Here is a 16714-nt window from a genome sequence, read left to right as displayed (position 1 = left end):
CACGTCTAGGCCTCGAGCCGGTCGCGCAGTTCCCACACCTGGCGCCACAGCCGCCCGCCGCGCTCGGCCCGGCGGCGCACCGCGCCGTCCCAGTAGCCCAGCAGCCGGGCCGCGTCGGCCGGGTCGTCCTTGCGCACCACGCCGAGCAGATGGCCGGGCAGCAGCGACAGCACGTCGCGGTCGCCGGGGAAGTACGCCGCCGCCAGCCCGAGCGCGGCGGCGACCGAGACCGCCTCGGCCGTGCTCATCACGGTGGACGGCCGCTCCACCTCCCAGCCCTCCACCGTGTTGCCGGTGCGCAGGTCGCGGAAGGCGGTGACCAGCACCTCCAGCACCGAGTCGTCGATCGTGAACGGTGCCCGCACCCGTTCCAGCACGGCCGAGGCCTGGCGCCGCACCAGGGCGGTCTCCAGGTCGATGTCGGCGATCGGGTGCACCTGCTCGAAGTTGAACCGGCGCTTGAGCGCGGCCGACATCTCCGAGACGCCGCGGTCGCGCAGGTTGGCCGTGGCGATCAGGCAGAACCCGGGCACCGCGTGCACGGCGGAGTCGGCGCCGGACAGTTCCGGCACCGCGATCCGCCGGTCGGACAGGATGCTGACCAGCGCGTCCTGCACCTCGGGCAGGCAGCGTGTGACCTCTTCGACCCGGGCCACCGCGCCGGCCGACATCGCGCTCATCACCGGCGACGGCACCAGCGCCGACCGGCTCGGCCCCTGGGCCAGCAGGGCCGCGTAGTTCCAGCCGTAGCGCAGCTGGTCCTCGGTGGTGCCAGCGGTGCCCTGCACCACCAGTCCGCTGGTGCCGCAGACCGCGGCCGAGAGCAGTTCGGACAGCATCGATTTGGCGGTACCGGGCTCACCGACGAGCAGCAGTCCACGTTCACCGGCGAGGGTGACCACGCAGCGCTCCACCAAAGCCCGCTCCCCGACGAACTTCTCCGAGATCGTCATCCGCCGGGGCACCCCCTCCGGCACCGGCCCGTCCGGCAGCGACAGCGGGGACCCGCTGCCCACCACGAACGTGACCACGGCCCGCGGCGTCAGCCGCCAGCCCGGCGGCCGGGCGCCGCCGTCGTGGGCGGCCAGGAACGCCAGCTCGGCGGCGTACCGGTCTTCCGGCGGCTCGGCCTGCCGGGCCGCCCCGTCCGGGGTCGTCGTCTGCGTCATCGCCCTGCTCCCACCGCGCTCATCGTTCGTGGTCCGTCGTACTGCACCCCACCATGCCCGGCCCGCGGCCCGTCACCGGCGCCGCCCGGTGCGCGACGTGTCGAGCGTCTCCATCCGCGGGCCGTCGTCGTTCAGCACCCGTTTCCAGGCGCGGGTGTACAGCTCCCGCACCGAACGCACCGGGACCGTGAGGTCGAGCGGCGACGACCCGTCGGGATGCAGCCCGAGCAGGCCGGTCTTCCATGCCTCCACCGGTAGCCCGGGGGCCTTCACCTCGAGCCAGGCCGACGGCAGGAACACCGACCGCCCGGCCCGGGCGCGGCGCCCGCCGGTGACCAGCCCGGCGGCCAGCAGGGCGTCGCGGGACGCCCCGAGCGTGCGGGCGCTCCAGCCGTTCCAGAGCCGGACGTTGCGGTCGGTGGGATCGGGCAGCGCCAGCAGCTGGAGATAGAGCTGCGCCGCCGGCCTGGCTCGAGGCCGTGCCGCTGCTCCACCTCGGCCACCAGGCCGGGCACGCTGACCAGCGGGTTGTGGGGCCGGCCCGGCGAACCGGCCCCGGCCTCCGCGCGGATCTCCTCGATCAGCCGGGCCAGGCTGCCGCTTCGGGCCTCCAGGAGTGCCGCGGCGAGGTGACCGGGAGCGGTGTGCGCCAGGGCGAGCAGCGGCGCACCGGTGGTGTCGAGCGCCGCCGGATGGGCGTAGACCTGCGCGCCGTAGCGCCCGCTGACCAGGTATCCGGCATCACCCAGCGGCAGCACCTCGACCGGCTGGTTCGGCCCGGACGGCACCGTCGGCAGCCCGTAGACCTGCCGCAGACCGTCCAGCTCGCCGGCTTGCAGAAGCGGCAACAGCAGAGCCGGATTCGCGAGCCGCTGCCGGAGCAGGTCGTAGGCCACGGGCAGCTGCGTCCGGGCCGGATCGCCGGGCGGCAGGTGGTAGGCCAGCCAGTACAGGCCGATCACCGTGTCGGCCAGATGCTGCGGCTGGAACCCGGAACCCGCTCCGGGCACCAGCTTTCCCTCGTCGATGCGGTATTGCAGATCGCTGGTCAGCCACGGTGCGGACTCCGGGGCGACCAGACCACGCAGCACGGAGACCGGTTCACGCGCACCGGACCAGGTGCCGCGACGCACCCGGGTGAACGCCGATCCGCCCCGGCGCCGGGCACCGGAGCGGATCGTCGTCCTCAAGCAGGTGACCTCACACGGCGACCTGACCGTAGGTGCTCCAGCGGGCCTGCCCGTCACCGCGACGCAGGCTGTCGACGCGAAAGCGCCACTGCGGCCGCAGGCCCGGATTGGCCGCCAGCACCGGCAGCACGCTGGTGACCAGCTGGAGCTCCCGCAACCGGCGCAGAGTGCCGAATCCCGGCCAGGACAGCACGTCCTGCTGGTAACTCGCGGCGAACCGGGCAGCCAGGTCGCCGCCGTAGTCGAACCGCAGCGCCCCGACCGCGATCGGGGTCAGGTCCCACTCCCGCGGCCCCCAGCAGGTGGAGTCGAAATCGCACAGCACCGGCCCGTTCTCACCCACGATGACGTTGCCGAGGAACGAGTCGCCGTGGATCAGCCCGGCCGGCAGCAGCGGTTCCAGCTCGCGCAGGGCCGCCACCTCCAGCGCCACCGCGTCGCTCTCGGCGCGCAGGAAGGCCAGGTCCTCGGGCGGCAGCGGACCGGCCGAGGCGATCCGCCGGCGAATGCCGGAGACCGGTTCCCAGCGCACCAGCGACACCGGGGCCGACGAGCCGGCCTGCACCGGCACCGGACCGGTGACCTGCCCCGGCACCGACGGCCGGCGGCGGCTGCGGCCCCGCCGGGCGGGCACCACCGGAGCGGCCGGTGCGGGCACCGGCACCGCGTGCACCGCCCTCAGCAGGTCGGCGAGGTCTTCCGGCAGCGGATCGCGCACCGGCCGCACGTCGTACCAGACCGTGACCTCGTGTCCGCGCACCATCATCGGCTGGTCGTCGGGCTGGGCCAGCCGCACGGCGGGCACCCCGTGCCTCTCCAGCAGGCGGGCGACGTGCACCACCCGCCGGGCCCGCTCGCCCACCGCCGCCGATCCGGCGATCCGCAGCACCACCCCGGCGTGGGGCAGCCGCAGCACGGCGTTGTTCGTGAACTTGAGCACGGTGTGACCCCGGGGGTCGAGGTCCAGGATCCGGCAGGCAGCAGTCACCGTCGCAGTGATCTCGGCCGGATCCAGCGCTGGGCGCATCAGCCCCGGACTGGTCTCCGCGGGGTTCACGAGACGGAGACCTGCTCGATCCGCCGGCCCAGGTCACGCACGGCGTCGCCGCCGGGCCCCAGGTCCTGGCAGGCGACGGCCAGATCGCGCAGCGGCTTCAGCCGCTCGGTGACCCGCCGCGAGCGCAGCCGGTGTGCCTGGTCGAGGGCCTGCTCGCCGAACTCCAGGGCGGCCTCGCTGTCGCGGGTGAGCAGGCAGGCGGTGGCCAGGGCCCCCTGCTCGAAGGCCAGGCTGCGGGCCATGCCCTGGTCGCGCTGGGCCACGCTGGCCTCCAGCGCCTGCCGGGCCGGCACCGCGTAGACATCGTTGTTCGACGCCAGAGCCAGCTGCGTCATGCCGTCGAGCGCCATCACGTCGAGCTCGTGGAAGAACTGCACCCAGGGCTCGCTGTCGGCGCCGTCGGCGCGGGAGAACTCGTCGGAGGCGCGGTTCAGATGGGTGATGGCCTGTGCCTCGTCGCCCATCTCGGCGTAGGTCCAGGCGATGTTGGCGCACAGCATGGCCACCGTGCGGCGCGAGCCGGAGTCCTGGGCGGCCAGCTGGCCGAGCTGGAAGAACCGCAGCGCCTCGCTCACCCGCTTGCGGTGCAGGTAGACCCGGCCGGCCCGGTAGAGCACGTTCGCGGTCAGCGAGGGCACGTTGGCCTGCCGGGCGAAGTCCAGCGCCAGGGCCAGGTGCCGCCCGGCCACGGTGTAGAGGCCCACGTCGAAAGCGGTCCAGCCGGCCAGGTTGTGGACGTCCGCGGCCGCCACCCGCAGTTGGGTCTGGGTGGCCGGGCGGGCCGGCAGTTCGCAGAGCTTGTCCACCCAGCGCGCGTGCGCGGAGACCGCGTCGCGACAGGCACCGCCGCCGAACCGGTAGTCGAGGTTGCGCAGGGTGGCCGTGACCGCCTCGGCCTGGTCGACGTCTTCCGGGCCGACCTGGCCGGGCAGCGGCGTGGCGGCGGAGGGCACGGTGGCCCACTCGGAGGACAGTTCGCCGGCTGTCCCCACCGTCACCTCGGCCGCGTAGGCCAGCAGCGCGTGCCCGCGCACGTCGTCCTCGTGGTCGGTACGGGTCTGGGCCGGCACCAGGTTCTGGTCCAGCCAGGTCGCCGTCTCGTTGTCGTAGGCGAGGCCGAGATAGCCGCGCGGCACGCCGAATCCGTCGGCGACCCGGCAGAGCACCTCGTACGCCATCACCCGGCGACCCCGGAGCACCTCGTACACCTCGGACGACGACATCCCGGTGAGGGCCGCGATGGTGCGCTGTGAGGTGCCGTGTTTCTGCAACAACCGGAAGACCGTTCCCAGGTCCCGGGCGGCGAGCGCGCGACGCATGTCGAGGCGCTCCCAGACTTCGTCAGCGGGCAGTGGACTTCTTGGCTCCACGTTCATCGCTCGACTCCTGATTCCCCGTTTTCCCCGTCTTGACCGACGGTAGGGGATCCGTCACGGAATGGCGAACGTCTCGCGAGGAAATGTAGTGAAGCCGACTAGCCCGACTAGGCACTGCGGCAATAAGCCCGGATTGAGCGGAATTACCCGCTATGACCGGCTGCCTCGTCCGGCTGACTAGCCGGGCAAGCCACCGCGCGTAGGCGGGGCGAGGAGGTAGAGCCGTTCCCCTCGGCGGCTGTACGCCGGAGCCGGCGGCGAGCCATGATTTTCATGCAGCGCCGGGACGGGTGACAGTCACCCGCCGACACCCTCCACCCGTCCCGGCGCCGGCTCGACCGATCCGCACGACCCGCACCGCTCGCCGCGATCTCAGGTGTTGTCCGGGTAATACCCGGATGCCCCACGGGGTCGGAACATTGCCACTCAGCGGTGCACTCGGGAAGGCCTGATTGCAACGCGGGTGCAACCCGCGACCATCTTCGATACCGCTCGGCGCCATCGTTCGGGTGAATCCTGCGGTGACTCTCAGGCATCACCCGGGAACGCCGGGTCTCATCTCTCATACGCCGGGGCCACCCGGTAGCGGCCGTCCGGACGACTTCCGGAAAGCCCGTAACGAGAACGGGGCCTGAACCGATAGCGCACCCAGTGACTCTTTGCCAGTTGAGGAGACATCAAGCAGTGAGCAGCACCGATACACAGGTCACGGAGGTCTGGACATGAGCGAGGTCAGCAGAAGCGTGGGCACCATCGGCGGTGTGTCGGTCACCTACGGCCCGGCCCGCGAGAACGCGGTGACCATCAACCTCGACGCCTGGACGGGCCGGCTCACCTTCGACGCGAAGAACGGCCGCGGCTGGCGCGTCGGCACCGTGGTGGTCGACGTCGACCTGGCGGAGATGACGATCACCTACGGCACCCGCAAGCGGGCTGTCATCGACCGCGGCGACTTCCGCGACTGGCTGCTGCGCCCCGGCACCCCCCTGCCCGTCGACGACGTGGTGTGGAAGAGCGAGGCCGACGGCATCTACATCGTCATCGGCGGCCTCACCTACGCGGTGCCGGACTTCGTGGTGCAGCGCCTCGACAACGTCATCTGAGTTTTTCCAGACCTCTTCACAGGGGAAAAAGGGGAATCAGGGGAAGGTCCCCCTGGACCGTCCGTACGGGTGGTCCAGGGGGACATCTGGACGGGCCGGATCGGCCGCCGGGGTTCAGGATTCATGGCGTGGGAGTGCTGACAGACCCGACCCTGACCGCACGCCCGGACTCCGCTGCCCAGGGCACCCTCCCGCCGCAAGCGTCCGGGCCGACGACCTTGCTCTCGGTGACCCGGCACCCCCGGGTCGACCGCTCCGCGCCGGACGCCGACGACCAGGTGGCCGACGCTGTCCGGCAGCTCCTGTCAGACCTCGGTCCCGATCTGCTCACCGGCCCGTTGCCGCCGCTGTGGCGCACTCTCGCCGCCCTGGGCCACGCCGACCTCGCCGTGGCCCGGCTGGCCGAGGGGCACGCCGACGCCGTCCGCATCCTGCACGAGGCCGGGCGTTCTCCCGCGCCCGGCCAGGTCTACGGGGTGTGGGCGTCCGCCTCCGGCGGCACCGGGCTGACCGCGACCCGCACGGCCGCCGGCTGGGACGTGAACGGCACCATGCGGTTCTGCTCGGGTGCCTGGTTCCTCGACCGCGCCCTCACCGTGATCGCCACCGACGAGGGCAAACTGCTGGTGGACGTCGATGTGCGGGCTCCCGGCCTGACCCGGCTCGACGACACCTGGCCGGCTCTGGGCATGGACGCCAGCCGCAGCGTCGACATCGAGGTGCACTCCCTGGCCGTGCCCGGTGAGGCGGTCGTCGGGGGCCCCGGGTTCTACCTCGACCGGCCGGGTTTCACGATCGGCGGGGCCGGGGTGGCCGCGGTCTGGCTCGGCGGCGCGCACGGTGTGCTGCGGTCGCTGCTCGACACCACGACCCCGGAGCGGGCGAGCGCGCACCAGCTGGCGCACCTGGGGGCCATGGCGGTGGCGATCAGCTCGGCCGACGCGCTGCTCGCCCGGCTGGCCGGGACCGCCGGCGCCGGGCTCGACCCGGCCGACATGACCGCCGCCCGCTCGGCCGTGGAACTGGCGGTGCTCGAGGTGCTCGCCCGGGCGCCCCGGGTGACCGGCCCCAACGGTCTTGCCCGCAACGGCGAGATCGCGCACCGGCTGGCCGATCTCGAGGTCTACGTGCGTCAGCACCACGCCGAGGCCGACTACGAGCAGGTCGGTGCCCGGCTGCTGGAGACCGGCTCGCTGCTCGGACGGGGGTTCCGGTGACCGACCAGATGCAGGCCCCGCGCGAGGTGACCGCCCGGGGCCTGCCGCCGAGCCTGTGGCGGCCCCGGCTGGAGGCCGCCCCGGCACCCCGGCTGCTGCCGATCGCCGCCGGCCGCCCGGTCACCGTGATCGCCCCGCACCCGGACGACGAGTCGCTGGGCGCGGGCGGCCTGCTGCACCGGCTCTCCGCCGCCGGCTGCGTCCCGACCGTGGTGATCGTGACCGACGGCGGCGCCGGCTATCCGGGCGTCGGCCCGGACCGGACGCGTGACCTGGTGCGCACCCGCCGCAAGGAGACCTGGGCGGCCATCCGGCAGCTCTGTCACCAGGGCGCCCAGCCGGTGTTCCTCGACGTCCCGGACGGGCAGGCCACCGAGCACGAGACGGAACTGCCCGACCGGCTGCTGTCCGTGCTGCCGGCCGACGGCCTGGTGCTCGCCCCGTGGCCCGACGACCCGCATCCCGATCACCAGGCCGTCGGCCGCGCCGCCCGGCTGGCCGCCGGCCGGGCCGGGCTGGAGCTGTGGCAGTACCCGATCTGGATGCGGCACTCGATCCGCCCCGACGACCCGCTGGTCGACGGCGCCGAGCTCACCGTGGTCTGCCTGACCGCCGCCGAGCGCCAGGCCAAGCGCCGCGCGATCGAGGCGCACGTCAGCCAGTTGCACTCGCCCTTCGCGGGTTTCGGTCCGGTGCTGCCCGACCACGTGCTGGAGCTGTTCGCCGACGGCCTGGAGCCGTTCTTCCTCCCGAGGACCCCGTAGAGCCGTGCGAGAGACCGATTTCGACCAGCGTTACCAAGACGACATCGACCCCTGGAACTACCGCGGATCCTGGTACGAGCAACGCAAGTACGCGATCACCACGGCCTGCCTCCCGCGCGAGAGGTACCGCCTGGCCTGGGAACCCGCCTGCTCGATCGGGGTGCTGACCCGGCTGCTGGCCACCCGGGCCGACCGGGTGGTCGCCTCCGACCTCAGCCCGACCGCGATCGCCGCGGCCCGCGAGGCCCCGGCCCCGCCGAACGTGGAGTTCGGGGTGCGGCGGCTGCCGGCCGACCCCGGCCTGTCCGGCGCCGACCTCGTCGTGCTCTCCGAGATCCTCTACTACCTCGGCCCTTCCGAGCGCGACCAGGTACTGCGCCAGGCCTGGGACGTGCTGGGCAGCGGCGGCGACCTGATCGTCGTCCACTGGCGTTCGTCGTCCGAAGACACCCACCTGTCCGGCGACGAGACCCACGCCTGGGTGCGGGCGCAGCCCGGCTGGCGGCACCTGATCACGCATCAGGACGAGGAATTCGTGCTCGACGTGCTGCGCCGGCCGTGAGGGCGGCCGCCGTCGTGATCCCGGCCAACGACGAGGCCGGGACGATCGGCCCCTGCCTGGCGGCGGTGCGGACCGCCACCGCCGGCACCCCGATCCCGGTGGTCGTCGTCGTGGTCGCCCACCGCTGCACGGATGCCACCGAAGCGATGGCCCGCGAAGAACTCTCGAAGCTCGAGGGACTGGCCGAGGGTGTCGTGGTGCGGCTCGGGCAGGGGACTGTCGCCACCGCCCGCTCGACCGGGGCGATGGCCGGCCTGTGTCTGCTGGCGGCCTACGGCGTGCCGTTCGGCCAGACCTGGTTGCTGTCCACCGACGCCGACAGCCGGGTGCCGCCGGACTGGTTCGCCCGCTACCGGCGCCGGGCGGTGCCCGGCACGGCCGCGGTGACCGGGATGGTGCGGGTGGAGGGCTGGGAGCGTGACCCGGTGTATGCGCAGATCGTGCGGGCCGGCCTGCACGGCGACAGCCACGACCACGTCTACGCCGCCAACCTGGCCGTGCGCGCCGACGCCTACCTCGACGTCGGCGGCTGGCCGGACCAGGTGCCCGGTGAGGACGCCGCTCTGCTGGCCCGACTGCGCCGGCACGGGCACACGGTGGTCGGCGCCCCGGAGATCCTGGTCGACACCAGCGGCCGCACCGTCGCCCGCGCGCCCGGCGGTCTCGGGGCACTGCTCGGCCGCATCACCGGTGCAGCGCCGAGAACGCCGACCGGGCACCTGGTTCCGAGGCAGGCACTACGCTCGCCCCCATGAGGCCTCTCGCGACCCCGATCGCCGCACTGGCACTCCTCCTGACCGCCTGCACGACCTCGGAGTCCGACGCGCAACCGGCCTCGGAGTCCGGTCCGCAACAGGCCTCGGAGTCCGGCCCCCGGCAGGCCACGGCCTGCGTCACCGGTGACGACCTGGCCGCCTCGCTGAACGACCCCCGGGTGACGCGGGTCGAGGTGCTCGACGACTGCGCCCGGGTGTCGGTCGCCACCACCCTGGCCGACGACGAACCCGGCCTGGGCCTGCTGGTCTGCGAAGCGGCCGGCGAGCGGGCCTACGCGGCCGCGCCGCACGTCACCCGGGTCGCGGTGCTCAGCGAGAACGGATCCGAGCTGGCCGGCGGGACCCGCGAGAGCGATTGCACCGCAGGGTGAGTCAGAGGGCCGGCCGGGCCACCAGGCGCAGGTCCGGCCCGGAACGGGCGATGTCGAGCAGCTCCAGGCGCAGGATGTCGGCCATCGTGCCGATCCCGGCGTCGAGCAGACCGCTCTTGCCCGCCCCCAGCAGCGCCGGGGCCACGTAGTTGATCACCCGGTCCACCAGCCGGGCCGCGATGAACGAGCCGGCCAGCGTGGGGCCGCCTTCCAGAAACACTCCGCGAACCCCCTTGGCATACAGCGACTCCAGCAGCACCGGCACCGAAAGACCGTGATCAGAACGAGGAATCCGGATCACCTCGGCCGCCGACAGATGATCGGCCCGGGCATCCGGAGCCACCGCGATCACGGTCGGCGCCGATCCGTCGAGAACCCTGGCACCGGAAGGGGTCCGGGCATCGGTGTCGACCACCACCCGGTACGGCTGCCCCTTCGCCGCCACCGCCGACAGATCGAGCCGCGGGTCGTCGTCACCCCGCACCGCCAGGTTCGGGTCGTCCGCCCGCTGGGTGCCCGACCCGATCACCGTGGCGTCACAGCCGGCCCGCAGCAGGTGCACCTCGGCCCGGCTGGCCGCACTGGTGATCCACTGGCTGGTGCCGTCGGCGGCGGCGATCCGGCCGTCCAGCGTGGCGGCGAACTTGTACACCACGAAGGGCCGGCCGAGCGCGTTCACGGCCGCCCACTCGTCGCGGCCGACGAGCTCCCCGACCGCGTCCCCCAGCAACGTGGTCACGGCGTCACCTGCACGACCCCGACCAGCGACTCACCGAACTCGATCACCCGGCGGTCGGCGATGTCCTGGTCGGCGGCCACGTCGGTCATCGCCTGGAGCTCGTCGAGCGTACGCCGCGAACCGGTGTCCACGGCGATCTCCAGCGCCTGGCTGCCCACGTCCACCGCCTCGTCGATGCGCCGCAGCATGGCCAGTGCCTTGGACTTGCGGGCCATGTGCAGGCCGCGCTCGCGCCGGTACTCCTGCGGCCACTCGGTGAGCGCGCTGTCGTAGGAGTCCACCGCCTCCTGCGCCTTGCCGAGCGTGATCAGCACGTTCGCCCGCTGGGCGGCCACGTAGTCGGCGGTGCACCACTCGGCCAGCGACCACGGGTCGCCGGCCTGCGGCCCCGGGTCGTCCTGCACCAGCTCCAGCGCGTCGTCCATCGCCTTGAGAGCGCCCGAGGAGTCGCCCTCGATCGCCAGCCCGGCCGCGCGCTGCTGCGCCGCCGCCGCCCGGATCCGCGGGGCCGAGCCGGCCCGGCGCTCGGCCGCCTCCCCCAGCCCGACCGCCAGCGACGACTCCTGCGAGGCCGCCGCCTGCTGCGCCCGGCGCATCAGCGTGTAGGCGGCCAGGTCGGTGTTCTCGCTGGCCTGGGCCCATTCGACGGAGCGCCCGGTCCAGACGGCGCTGCGCGCGGACTGCCCGGCGTCCTCGAACAGCCAGCCCTGGAACTCGGCGTAGAGGGTGGCGAGGTCGAACACGCGGTGTCTGAGGTCCCCCCGAGCGGACCCCAGCATGTCCTGCACGTTCGACACCTGCTCCCCCACCGTCGCGATCAGCCGGCCCGGCCCCAGCATCGAGTCGGAACGCACCAGCGAGGCCCGCAGGGTGGTCAGCTCGTCGATCACCTGGGCACTCACCGGCAGCGAGGGCCGCACCCCGCCACGACGCCCCTCCAGCGGCGGCATCGGGTCGAACTCGACCGTCTCGCCGGTGCCGAGAAACGACTGGAAGCGGTGCACGGACTCCCGGCTGGCCCGGCTCAGCGCGGTGTCGAGCGCCGCCTGCATCTCCGGCAGCGGCTCGATGTCCGCACCCCGCGCCTCCCAGTTGCTCACCGTCCGGACCGCGACGCCCAGGTGGTCGGCGAAGCCGATGACCGTCATCCGCAGGGCCCGGCGCAGAGCCCGGGTCTCCCTCCCTGTCCAACGCTCGACCGCGATCACTACGCCGCTCCTCTACCCCGCTCGGACCTCGATTCCCGAAATCCCGAATCAGGTTAAGTCGGGTTTGAGCGTTTCCGAAGGGCCATTGCATTGCCGTTGCCATATCAGTCACGGCTCGCAACTGACGGTTACATAGGGGCACATTTGGGGACGACGAGAGGACCGGCCCAGCACCCCGCCCTGACCTGCTGTGGCGTGCATCACCCCAGGTCAAAGCTTTGTGAGGCATTCCTGAGCTCCGGCGTCAAGATCCTGTAGGGATCGCTGCAAGCCCTGTCAAGAAACTGTCAACGCATCTGCCCTTCCTTTTCGCGCGGAGGTGTGCTGACACCTGTCCGGCAGGAAGCCGGGGAACCACGACGCGAATGAGGCACAGCGGTGCTTGACCTTGTCTATCTGGTGGTGACGGCGGCGCTCTTCGGCGTGCTGACGCTGATCGTGCGAGGGGTGGAACGACTGTGACCCTCGTGAACCTGGCCGGCCTGGTGATCGCCGTCGGCCTGACCGTCTTCCTCCTGGCCGCCCTGATCTTCCCGGAGAAGTTCTGATGAGCGACACCGTCGCGGGCGTCGTCTTCGTGGCCTCGCTCGTCGTCGTCCTGGCCGCTCTCTACCGGCCGGCGGGCGACTACCTGTACCGGGTGTTCACCGGCACCACGCACAGCCGGGCCGAACGCGGCGTCTACCGGCTGATCGGGGTCGACCCGCAGGCCGAGCAGCCCTGGGGTGTGTACGCCCGCAGCGTGCTGGCCTTCTCGCTGGTCTCGGTGCTCGGGCTCTACCTGCTGCTGCGGATCCAGGGCCACCTGCTGCTGTCGCTCGGCTTCGACGACGTGCCGCCGGCGCTGTCCTGGAACACCGCGGTCAGCTTCATGGCCAACACCAACTGGCAGGCCTACTCCGGCGAGTCGACCATGGGCCACCTGGTGCAGATGGCCGGCCTGGCGGTGCAGAACTTCGCCTCGGCCGCGGTCGGCATCGCCGTCTGCGTGGCGCTGGTGCGCGGTTTCGCCCGCAGCCGCACCGAATACCTCGGCAACTTCTGGGTCGACCTGGTCCGGATCTGCTTCCGGGTGCTGCTGCCGGTGGCGGTGGCCGCCGCGATCGTCTTCGTGGCTGCCGGTGCGGTGCAGAACCTCTCCTCCGGCACCGAGGTGCAGACCCTGGCCGGGGCCACCCAGACCGTCCCGGGCGGCCCGGCGGCCGGCCAGGAGGCGATCAAGCTGCTGGGCACGAACGGCGGCGGGTTCTGGAACGTGAACAGCGCCCACCCGCTGTCCAACCCGACCGCCTGGACCAACTGGATCCAGATCTTCCTGATCCTGCTCATCCCGGTGGCCCTGCCCCGGGCCTTCGGCCGGATGGTCGGCGGCAACAAGCAGGGCTACGCGATCATCGCCGCGATGGGCGTGATCGCGGTGGCGAGCATCGCGCTGCTGAACCTGAGCCAGGGCCTTCACCCCGGCACCGTGCCGACCGCCGCCGGCGCCGCCACCGAGGGCGTCGACCAGAGATTCGGCGTGCTGAACTCGGCCACCTTCGGTGCCGCCACCACGCTGACCTCGACCGGTGCGGTGGACTCGTTCCACTCGTCCTACACCTCGTTCGGCGGCGGCCTGACGATGCTGAACATGATGCTCGGCGAGATCGCGCCCGGCGGAACCGGTTCCGGCCTCTACGGGATGCTGGTCATCGCGGTGATCACGGTGTTCGTGGCCGGCCTGATGGTCGGGCGCACCCCGGAGTACCTGGGCAAGAAGATCGGCTCCCGGGAGATCAAGTTCGCCTCGCTGTACCTGCTGACCACGCCCGCCCTGGTGCTGGTCGGCACCGCCGTGGCGATGGCGGTGCCGGGCGCCCGCGACTCGATGCTGAGCACCGGCACGCACGGCTTCTCCGAGGTGCTCTACGCCTTCACCTCGGCCAGTGCCAACAACGGCTCGGCGTTCGCCGGGCTGAGCGCCAACACCGGCTTCTACAACACCGCCCTGGGCATCTGCATCCTGCTCGGCCGGCTGCTGCCGATGATCTTCGTGCTCGCCATGGCGGGTTCACTGGCCCGGCAGACGCCGACGCCGGAGTCCGCCGGAACGCTGAAGACCTACCAGCCCCTGTTCGTCGGGATGCTCGTCGGCGTCGTCGTGATCGTCGTCGCCCTCACCTTCCTGCCCGCACTCGCCCTCGGCCCCATCGCCGAGGGCCTGAGCTGAACCCGAGGACCCCCGGTGACCACAACGTCCATGACCGAAACCCCGGCCCCGCCCGAGAACCCGCGAAAACCCGCCGGCGGCGGCCTTCTCGACCCCCGGCAGCTGTGGGCCTCGCTGCCCGGCGCGCTGATCAAGCTCGACCCCCGCACCCTGTGGCGCAACCCGGTGATGTTCATCGTCGAGATCGGCTCGGCGTTCACCACCGTGCTGGCCGTCGCCGACCCGTCGCTGTTCGCCTGGGTGATCACCGGATGGCTCTGGCTGACGGTGGTTTTCGCCAACCTGGCCGAGGCGGTGGCCGAGGGGCGAGGCAAGGCACAGGCCGACACCCTGCGCCGGGCCAAGCAGGACACCACCGCCCGGCGGCTGGACGGAACCACCGAAACCGTGGTCGCCGCGACCGAACTCAAGCAGGGCGACACCGTGGTGGTGGACGCCGGTGAGGTGATCCCCGGCGACGGCGAGGTGATCCAGGGCATCGCCAGCGTGGACGAGTCCGCCATCACCGGCGAGTCCGCGCCGGTGATCCGGGAGTCCGGCGGCGACCGGTCCGCGGTCACCGGGGGCACCCGGGTGCTGTCCGACCGGATCGTCGTGCGGATCACGCAGAAGCCCGGCGAGAGCTTCGTGGACCGGATGATCGCCCTGGTCGAGGGCGCGAACCGGCAGAAGACACCGAACGAGATCGCCCTCAACATCCTGCTCGCCTCGCTCACCGTGATCTTCCTGATGGCGGTGGCCACGCTCCAGCCGATGGCCGTGTTCGCGGTCGGGCAACAAGGTTTCGGCATCGACGGTGTGGTGATCGACGACGGCGGCGTCACCGGGATCGTGCTGGTCAGCCTGCTGGTCTGCCTGATTCCGACGACGATCGGCGCGCTGCTGTCGGCCATCGGCATCGCCGGCATGGACCGGCTGGTGCAGCGCAACGTGCTGGCGATGTCGGGCCGCGCGGTGGAGGCCGCCGGTGACGTGAACGTGCTGCTGCTCGACAAGACCGGCACGATCACCCTGGGGAACCGGCAGGCCGGGGAATTCGTTCCGGTGCACGGGGTCTCGGTGGCCGAGCTGGCCGACGCGGCCCAGCTGTCCAGCCTGGCCGACGAGACGCCGGAGGGACGCTCGATCGTGGTCCACGCCAAGCAGGCGCACGGGCTGCGCGAACGCGAGCTGTCCGACCCGGTCTGGGTGGAGTTCACCGCCCAGACCCGGATGTCGGGGGTGGACGTCGGTGGCCGGGTCCTGCGCAAGGGCGCGACGGCCCAGGTGACCGAGTGGGTGCGGACGAACGGCGGGCGGATCCCGGCCGACCTGAAGGACATCGTCGACGAGATCTCCTCGGCCGGCGGCACCCCGCTGGTGGTGGCCGAGCCGACCCGGGTGCTCGGCGTCATCCATCTCAAGGACGTCGTGAAACACGGCATGCGGGAACGCTTCGACGAGATGCGCCGGATGGGCATCCGCACCGTGATGATCACCGGCGACAACCCGCGCACCGCCGAGGCGATCGCCCGGGAGGCCGGGGTCGACGACTTCCTGGCCGAGGCCACGCCGGAGGACAAGCTGGCGCTGATCCGGCGCGAGCAGGAGGGCGGCAAGCTGGTCGCGATGACCGGCGACGGCACCAACGACGCCCCGGCGCTGGCCCAGGCCGACGTCGGCGTGGCGATGAACACCGGCACCTCGGCCGCGAAAGAGGCCGGGAACATGGTGGATCTGGACTCCGACCCGACGAAGCTGATCGAGATCGTCGAGATCGGCAAGCAGCTCCTGATCACCCGCGGCGCGCTGACCACCTTCTCGATCGCCAACGACATCGCCAAGTACTTCGCGATCATCCCGGCCATCTTCGCCGCGGTGTACCCGGGCCTGGACACCCTGAACGTGATGCGGCTGGGCAGCCCCACCTCGGCGATCCTGTCGGCGGTGATCTTCAACGCGATCATCATCGTGGCGCTGATCCCGCTGGCCCTGCGCGGCGTGCGCTACCGGCCCTCCGACGCCGCCACCATGCTGCGCCGCAACCTGCTGGTCTACGGCGTCGGCGGAATCGTCACCCCGTTCGTCGGGATCAAGCTCATCGACCTGCTGGTCTCCAGCATCTTCTGAGGAACGTCATCATGCGACTACCGTCCTGGATCGGCCAGCACCTCGCGGCCCTCCGTGTTCTCCTGGTCCTGACCGCCGTGCTCGGTCTGGCCTACCCACTGCTGATCACCGCCGTCGCCCAGCTGCCCGGCCTGCACCGGGACCTGCTCGAGAAAGACGGCCGGGCAGTCGGTTCCGCGCTGGTCGGCCAGTCCTTCACCGACTCCGACGGCAAGGCCCTGGTGCAGTACTTCCAGTCCCGGCCCTCGGCCGCCGGCGACGGCTACGACCCGCTGTCGACCAGCGCGTCCAACCTCGGGCCGGAGGACGTGGTGGACACCCTGAGCACGGACGCCGAGACGGCCTCGCAGAGCCTGCTCACCCAGGTCTGCTCGCGCAGCCTCGCGGTCGGCGAGCTGGAGGGCGCGGACGGCTCCCGGCCCTACTGCACGCCCGACGGGGTCGGCGCCGTGCTCGGGGTGTGGCACGAGGACGGCGCCACCGGGCGCATCACCCGCGTGGTCAGCCTGAACCAGGCCTGCCCGGCCTCGCCCTTCGTGACCACCTATCAGGGGGTGAAGGTGGAGTGCGCCGAGCCGGACACCGGGTACACCGGCTACGTCACCACGCCGGTGCGCGGTGACGCCCCCGCAGACCCGCAGGTCCCCGCCGACGCCGTCACCGCGAGCGCCAGCGGCCTGGACCCGCAGATCAGCGTGGCCTACGCCGATCTCCAGGTCGCCCGGGTGGCCCGGGAGCGCGGCATGCAGACTGACCAGGTGCAGAAACTGGTCGACGAGTACACCACCGGCCGCGCGCTCGGCTTCATCGGCGAGCCCGGGGTGAACGTGCTGGAACTGAATCTGGCGCTGGACAAGGCATAAC

Annotated in this window: 17 protein-coding genes; 10 read left to right on the top strand and 7 right to left on the bottom strand. The window is 72.1% G+C overall.

The window, feature by feature from the left end; genetic code table 11:
* Positions 1–5: 5 nt before the first annotated feature.
* The 5 genes from KIH74_RS24660 to KIH74_RS24640 form a co-directional block, all read right to left on the bottom strand.
* Positions 6–1169: an ATP-binding protein gene (locus KIH74_RS24660; RefSeq protein ID WP_214158523.1), complete on the bottom strand. Its 1164-nt coding sequence runs from the start codon at positions 1167–1169 to the stop codon at positions 6–8.
* Between the two features lie 72 nt (positions 1170–1241).
* On the bottom strand, positions 1242–1469 hold the full coding sequence (locus KIH74_RS24655; RefSeq protein ID WP_214158522.1) for a hypothetical protein: 228 nt from the start codon (positions 1467–1469) through the stop codon (positions 1242–1244).
* Entirely contained in the window at positions 1439–2359 is a 921-nt protein-coding gene (locus KIH74_RS24650) for a hypothetical protein (protein ID WP_214158520.1), read from the bottom strand. Before KIH74_RS24650 ends, KIH74_RS24655 begins: the two co-directional genes overlap by 31 nt.
* A 10-nt stretch (positions 2360–2369) precedes the next feature.
* Positions 2370–3347, bottom strand: coding sequence for a phosphotransferase family protein (locus tag KIH74_RS24645; RefSeq protein WP_214158518.1), 978 nt, complete (start codon positions 3345–3347; stop codon positions 2370–2372).
* A 65-nt stretch (positions 3348–3412) separates the two neighbouring features.
* Positions 3413–4792 carry an NsdA family TPR-like regulatory protein gene (locus tag KIH74_RS24640; protein ID WP_214158516.1) on the bottom strand — a complete coding sequence of 460 codons (1380 nt, stop codon included), beginning with the start codon at positions 4790–4792 and terminating at the stop codon, positions 3413–3415.
* Between the two features lie 722 nt (positions 4793–5514).
* Between KIH74_RS24640 and KIH74_RS24635 the strand changes: the two genes are divergently transcribed.
* From KIH74_RS24635 to KIH74_RS24610, 6 genes are all read left to right on the top strand, one after another.
* Complete coding sequence (locus tag KIH74_RS24635) at positions 5515–5895, top strand: hypothetical protein (RefSeq protein WP_214158514.1); 381 nt, start codon at positions 5515–5517, stop codon at positions 5893–5895.
* A 128-nt stretch (positions 5896–6023) separates the two neighbouring features.
* Positions 6024–7112 carry an acyl-CoA dehydrogenase family protein gene (locus KIH74_RS24630; protein ID WP_214158512.1) on the top strand — a complete coding sequence of 363 codons (1089 nt, stop codon included), beginning with the start codon at positions 6024–6026 and terminating at the stop codon, positions 7110–7112.
* Complete coding sequence (locus KIH74_RS24625) at positions 7109–7876, top strand: PIG-L deacetylase family protein (protein WP_214158511.1); 768 nt, start codon at positions 7109–7111, stop codon at positions 7874–7876. Before KIH74_RS24630 ends, KIH74_RS24625 begins: the two co-directional genes overlap by 4 nt.
* A gap of 4 nt (positions 7877–7880) precedes the next feature.
* The gene (locus KIH74_RS24620) at positions 7881–8438 is read left to right on the top strand and encodes a class I SAM-dependent methyltransferase (RefSeq protein WP_214158510.1); all 558 of its coding nucleotides are present in this window, start codon (positions 7881–7883) and stop codon (positions 8436–8438) included.
* A complete protein-coding gene (locus KIH74_RS24615; RefSeq protein WP_214158509.1) occupies positions 8435–9193 on the top strand; it encodes a glycosyltransferase family 2 protein in 759 nt (252 codons plus the stop codon). The genes KIH74_RS24620 and KIH74_RS24615 overlap by 4 nt, the downstream gene beginning before the upstream one ends.
* Positions 9190–9585 (top strand): hypothetical protein, encoded by a 396-nt coding sequence (locus KIH74_RS24610; RefSeq protein WP_214158508.1) that lies wholly within the window; start codon positions 9190–9192, stop codon positions 9583–9585. Before KIH74_RS24615 ends, KIH74_RS24610 begins: the two co-directional genes overlap by 4 nt.
* A 1-nt stretch (position 9586) precedes the next feature.
* On the opposite strand, the gene KIH74_RS24605 is transcribed toward KIH74_RS24610, so the two are convergent.
* Both KIH74_RS24605 and KIH74_RS24600 read right to left on the bottom strand, forming a co-directional pair.
* Positions 9587–10324 carry a RibD family protein gene (locus tag KIH74_RS24605; protein WP_214158507.1) on the bottom strand — a complete coding sequence of 246 codons (738 nt, stop codon included), beginning with the start codon at positions 10322–10324 and terminating at the stop codon, positions 9587–9589.
* Entirely contained in the window at positions 10321–11532 is a 1212-nt protein-coding gene (locus tag KIH74_RS24600) for an NsdA family TPR-like regulatory protein (protein ID WP_214158506.1), read from the bottom strand. Before KIH74_RS24600 ends, KIH74_RS24605 begins: the two co-directional genes overlap by 4 nt.
* A gap of 458 nt (positions 11533–11990) precedes the next feature.
* Between KIH74_RS24600 and kdpF the strand changes: the two genes are divergently transcribed.
* Genes kdpF through KIH74_RS24580 form a run of 4 tightly spaced genes read left to right on the top strand, consistent with a single transcriptional unit; the run spans position 11991 to position 16713 of the window.
* Entirely contained in the window at positions 11991–12080 is a 90-nt protein-coding gene (kdpF, locus tag KIH74_RS36930) for a K(+)-transporting ATPase subunit F (RefSeq protein ID WP_214158505.1), read from the top strand.
* The gene (kdpA, locus tag KIH74_RS24590) at positions 12080–13741 is read left to right on the top strand and encodes a potassium-transporting ATPase subunit KdpA (RefSeq protein WP_214158504.1); all 1662 of its coding nucleotides are present in this window, start codon (positions 12080–12082) and stop codon (positions 13739–13741) included. The genes kdpF and kdpA overlap by 1 nt, the downstream gene beginning before the upstream one ends.
* 30 nt (positions 13742–13771) lie before the next feature.
* Positions 13772–15850 (top strand): potassium-transporting ATPase subunit KdpB, encoded by a 2079-nt coding sequence (gene kdpB, locus KIH74_RS24585; protein WP_214158755.1) that lies wholly within the window; start codon positions 13772–13774, stop codon positions 15848–15850.
* Between the two features lie 11 nt (positions 15851–15861).
* Complete coding sequence (locus KIH74_RS24580) at positions 15862–16713, top strand: potassium-transporting ATPase subunit C (RefSeq protein WP_214158503.1); 852 nt, start codon at positions 15862–15864, stop codon at positions 16711–16713.
* The last annotated feature ends 1 nt before the right edge of the window (position 16714 follow it).

The sequence above is a fragment of the Kineosporia corallincola genome (assembly GCF_018499875.1).
GTDB lineage: Bacteria > Actinomycetota > Actinomycetes > Actinomycetales > Kineosporiaceae > Kineosporia > Kineosporia corallincola.
Note: the sequence above shows the minus strand (reverse complement) of the source record. Positions and strands in the feature narration are given on the sequence as shown.

Bases quoted from the DNA above. Each gene is read 5' to 3' on its own strand.
- KIH74_RS24660 (WP_214158523.1), bottom strand. From the start codon at position 1,169: ATGACGCAGACGACGACCCCGGACGGGGCGGCCCGGCAGGCCGAGCCG.
- KIH74_RS24640 (WP_214158516.1), bottom strand. From the start codon at position 4,792: ATGAACGTGGAGCCAAGAAGTCCACTGCCCGCTGACGAAGTCTGGGAG.
- KIH74_RS24635 (WP_214158514.1), top strand. From the start codon at position 5,515: ATGAGCGAGGTCAGCAGAAGCGTGGGCACCATCGGCGGTGTGTCGGTC.
- KIH74_RS24610 (WP_214158508.1), top strand. From the start codon at position 9,190: ATGAGGCCTCTCGCGACCCCGATCGCCGCACTGGCACTCCTCCTGACC.
- kdpA (WP_214158504.1), top strand. From the start codon at position 12,080: ATGAGCGACACCGTCGCGGGCGTCGTCTTCGTGGCCTCGCTCGTCGTC.
- kdpB (WP_214158755.1), top strand. From the start codon at position 13,772: ATGACCGAAACCCCGGCCCCGCCCGAGAACCCGCGAAAACCCGCCGGC.
- KIH74_RS24580 (WP_214158503.1), top strand. From the start codon at position 15,862: ATGCGACTACCGTCCTGGATCGGCCAGCACCTCGCGGCCCTCCGTGTT.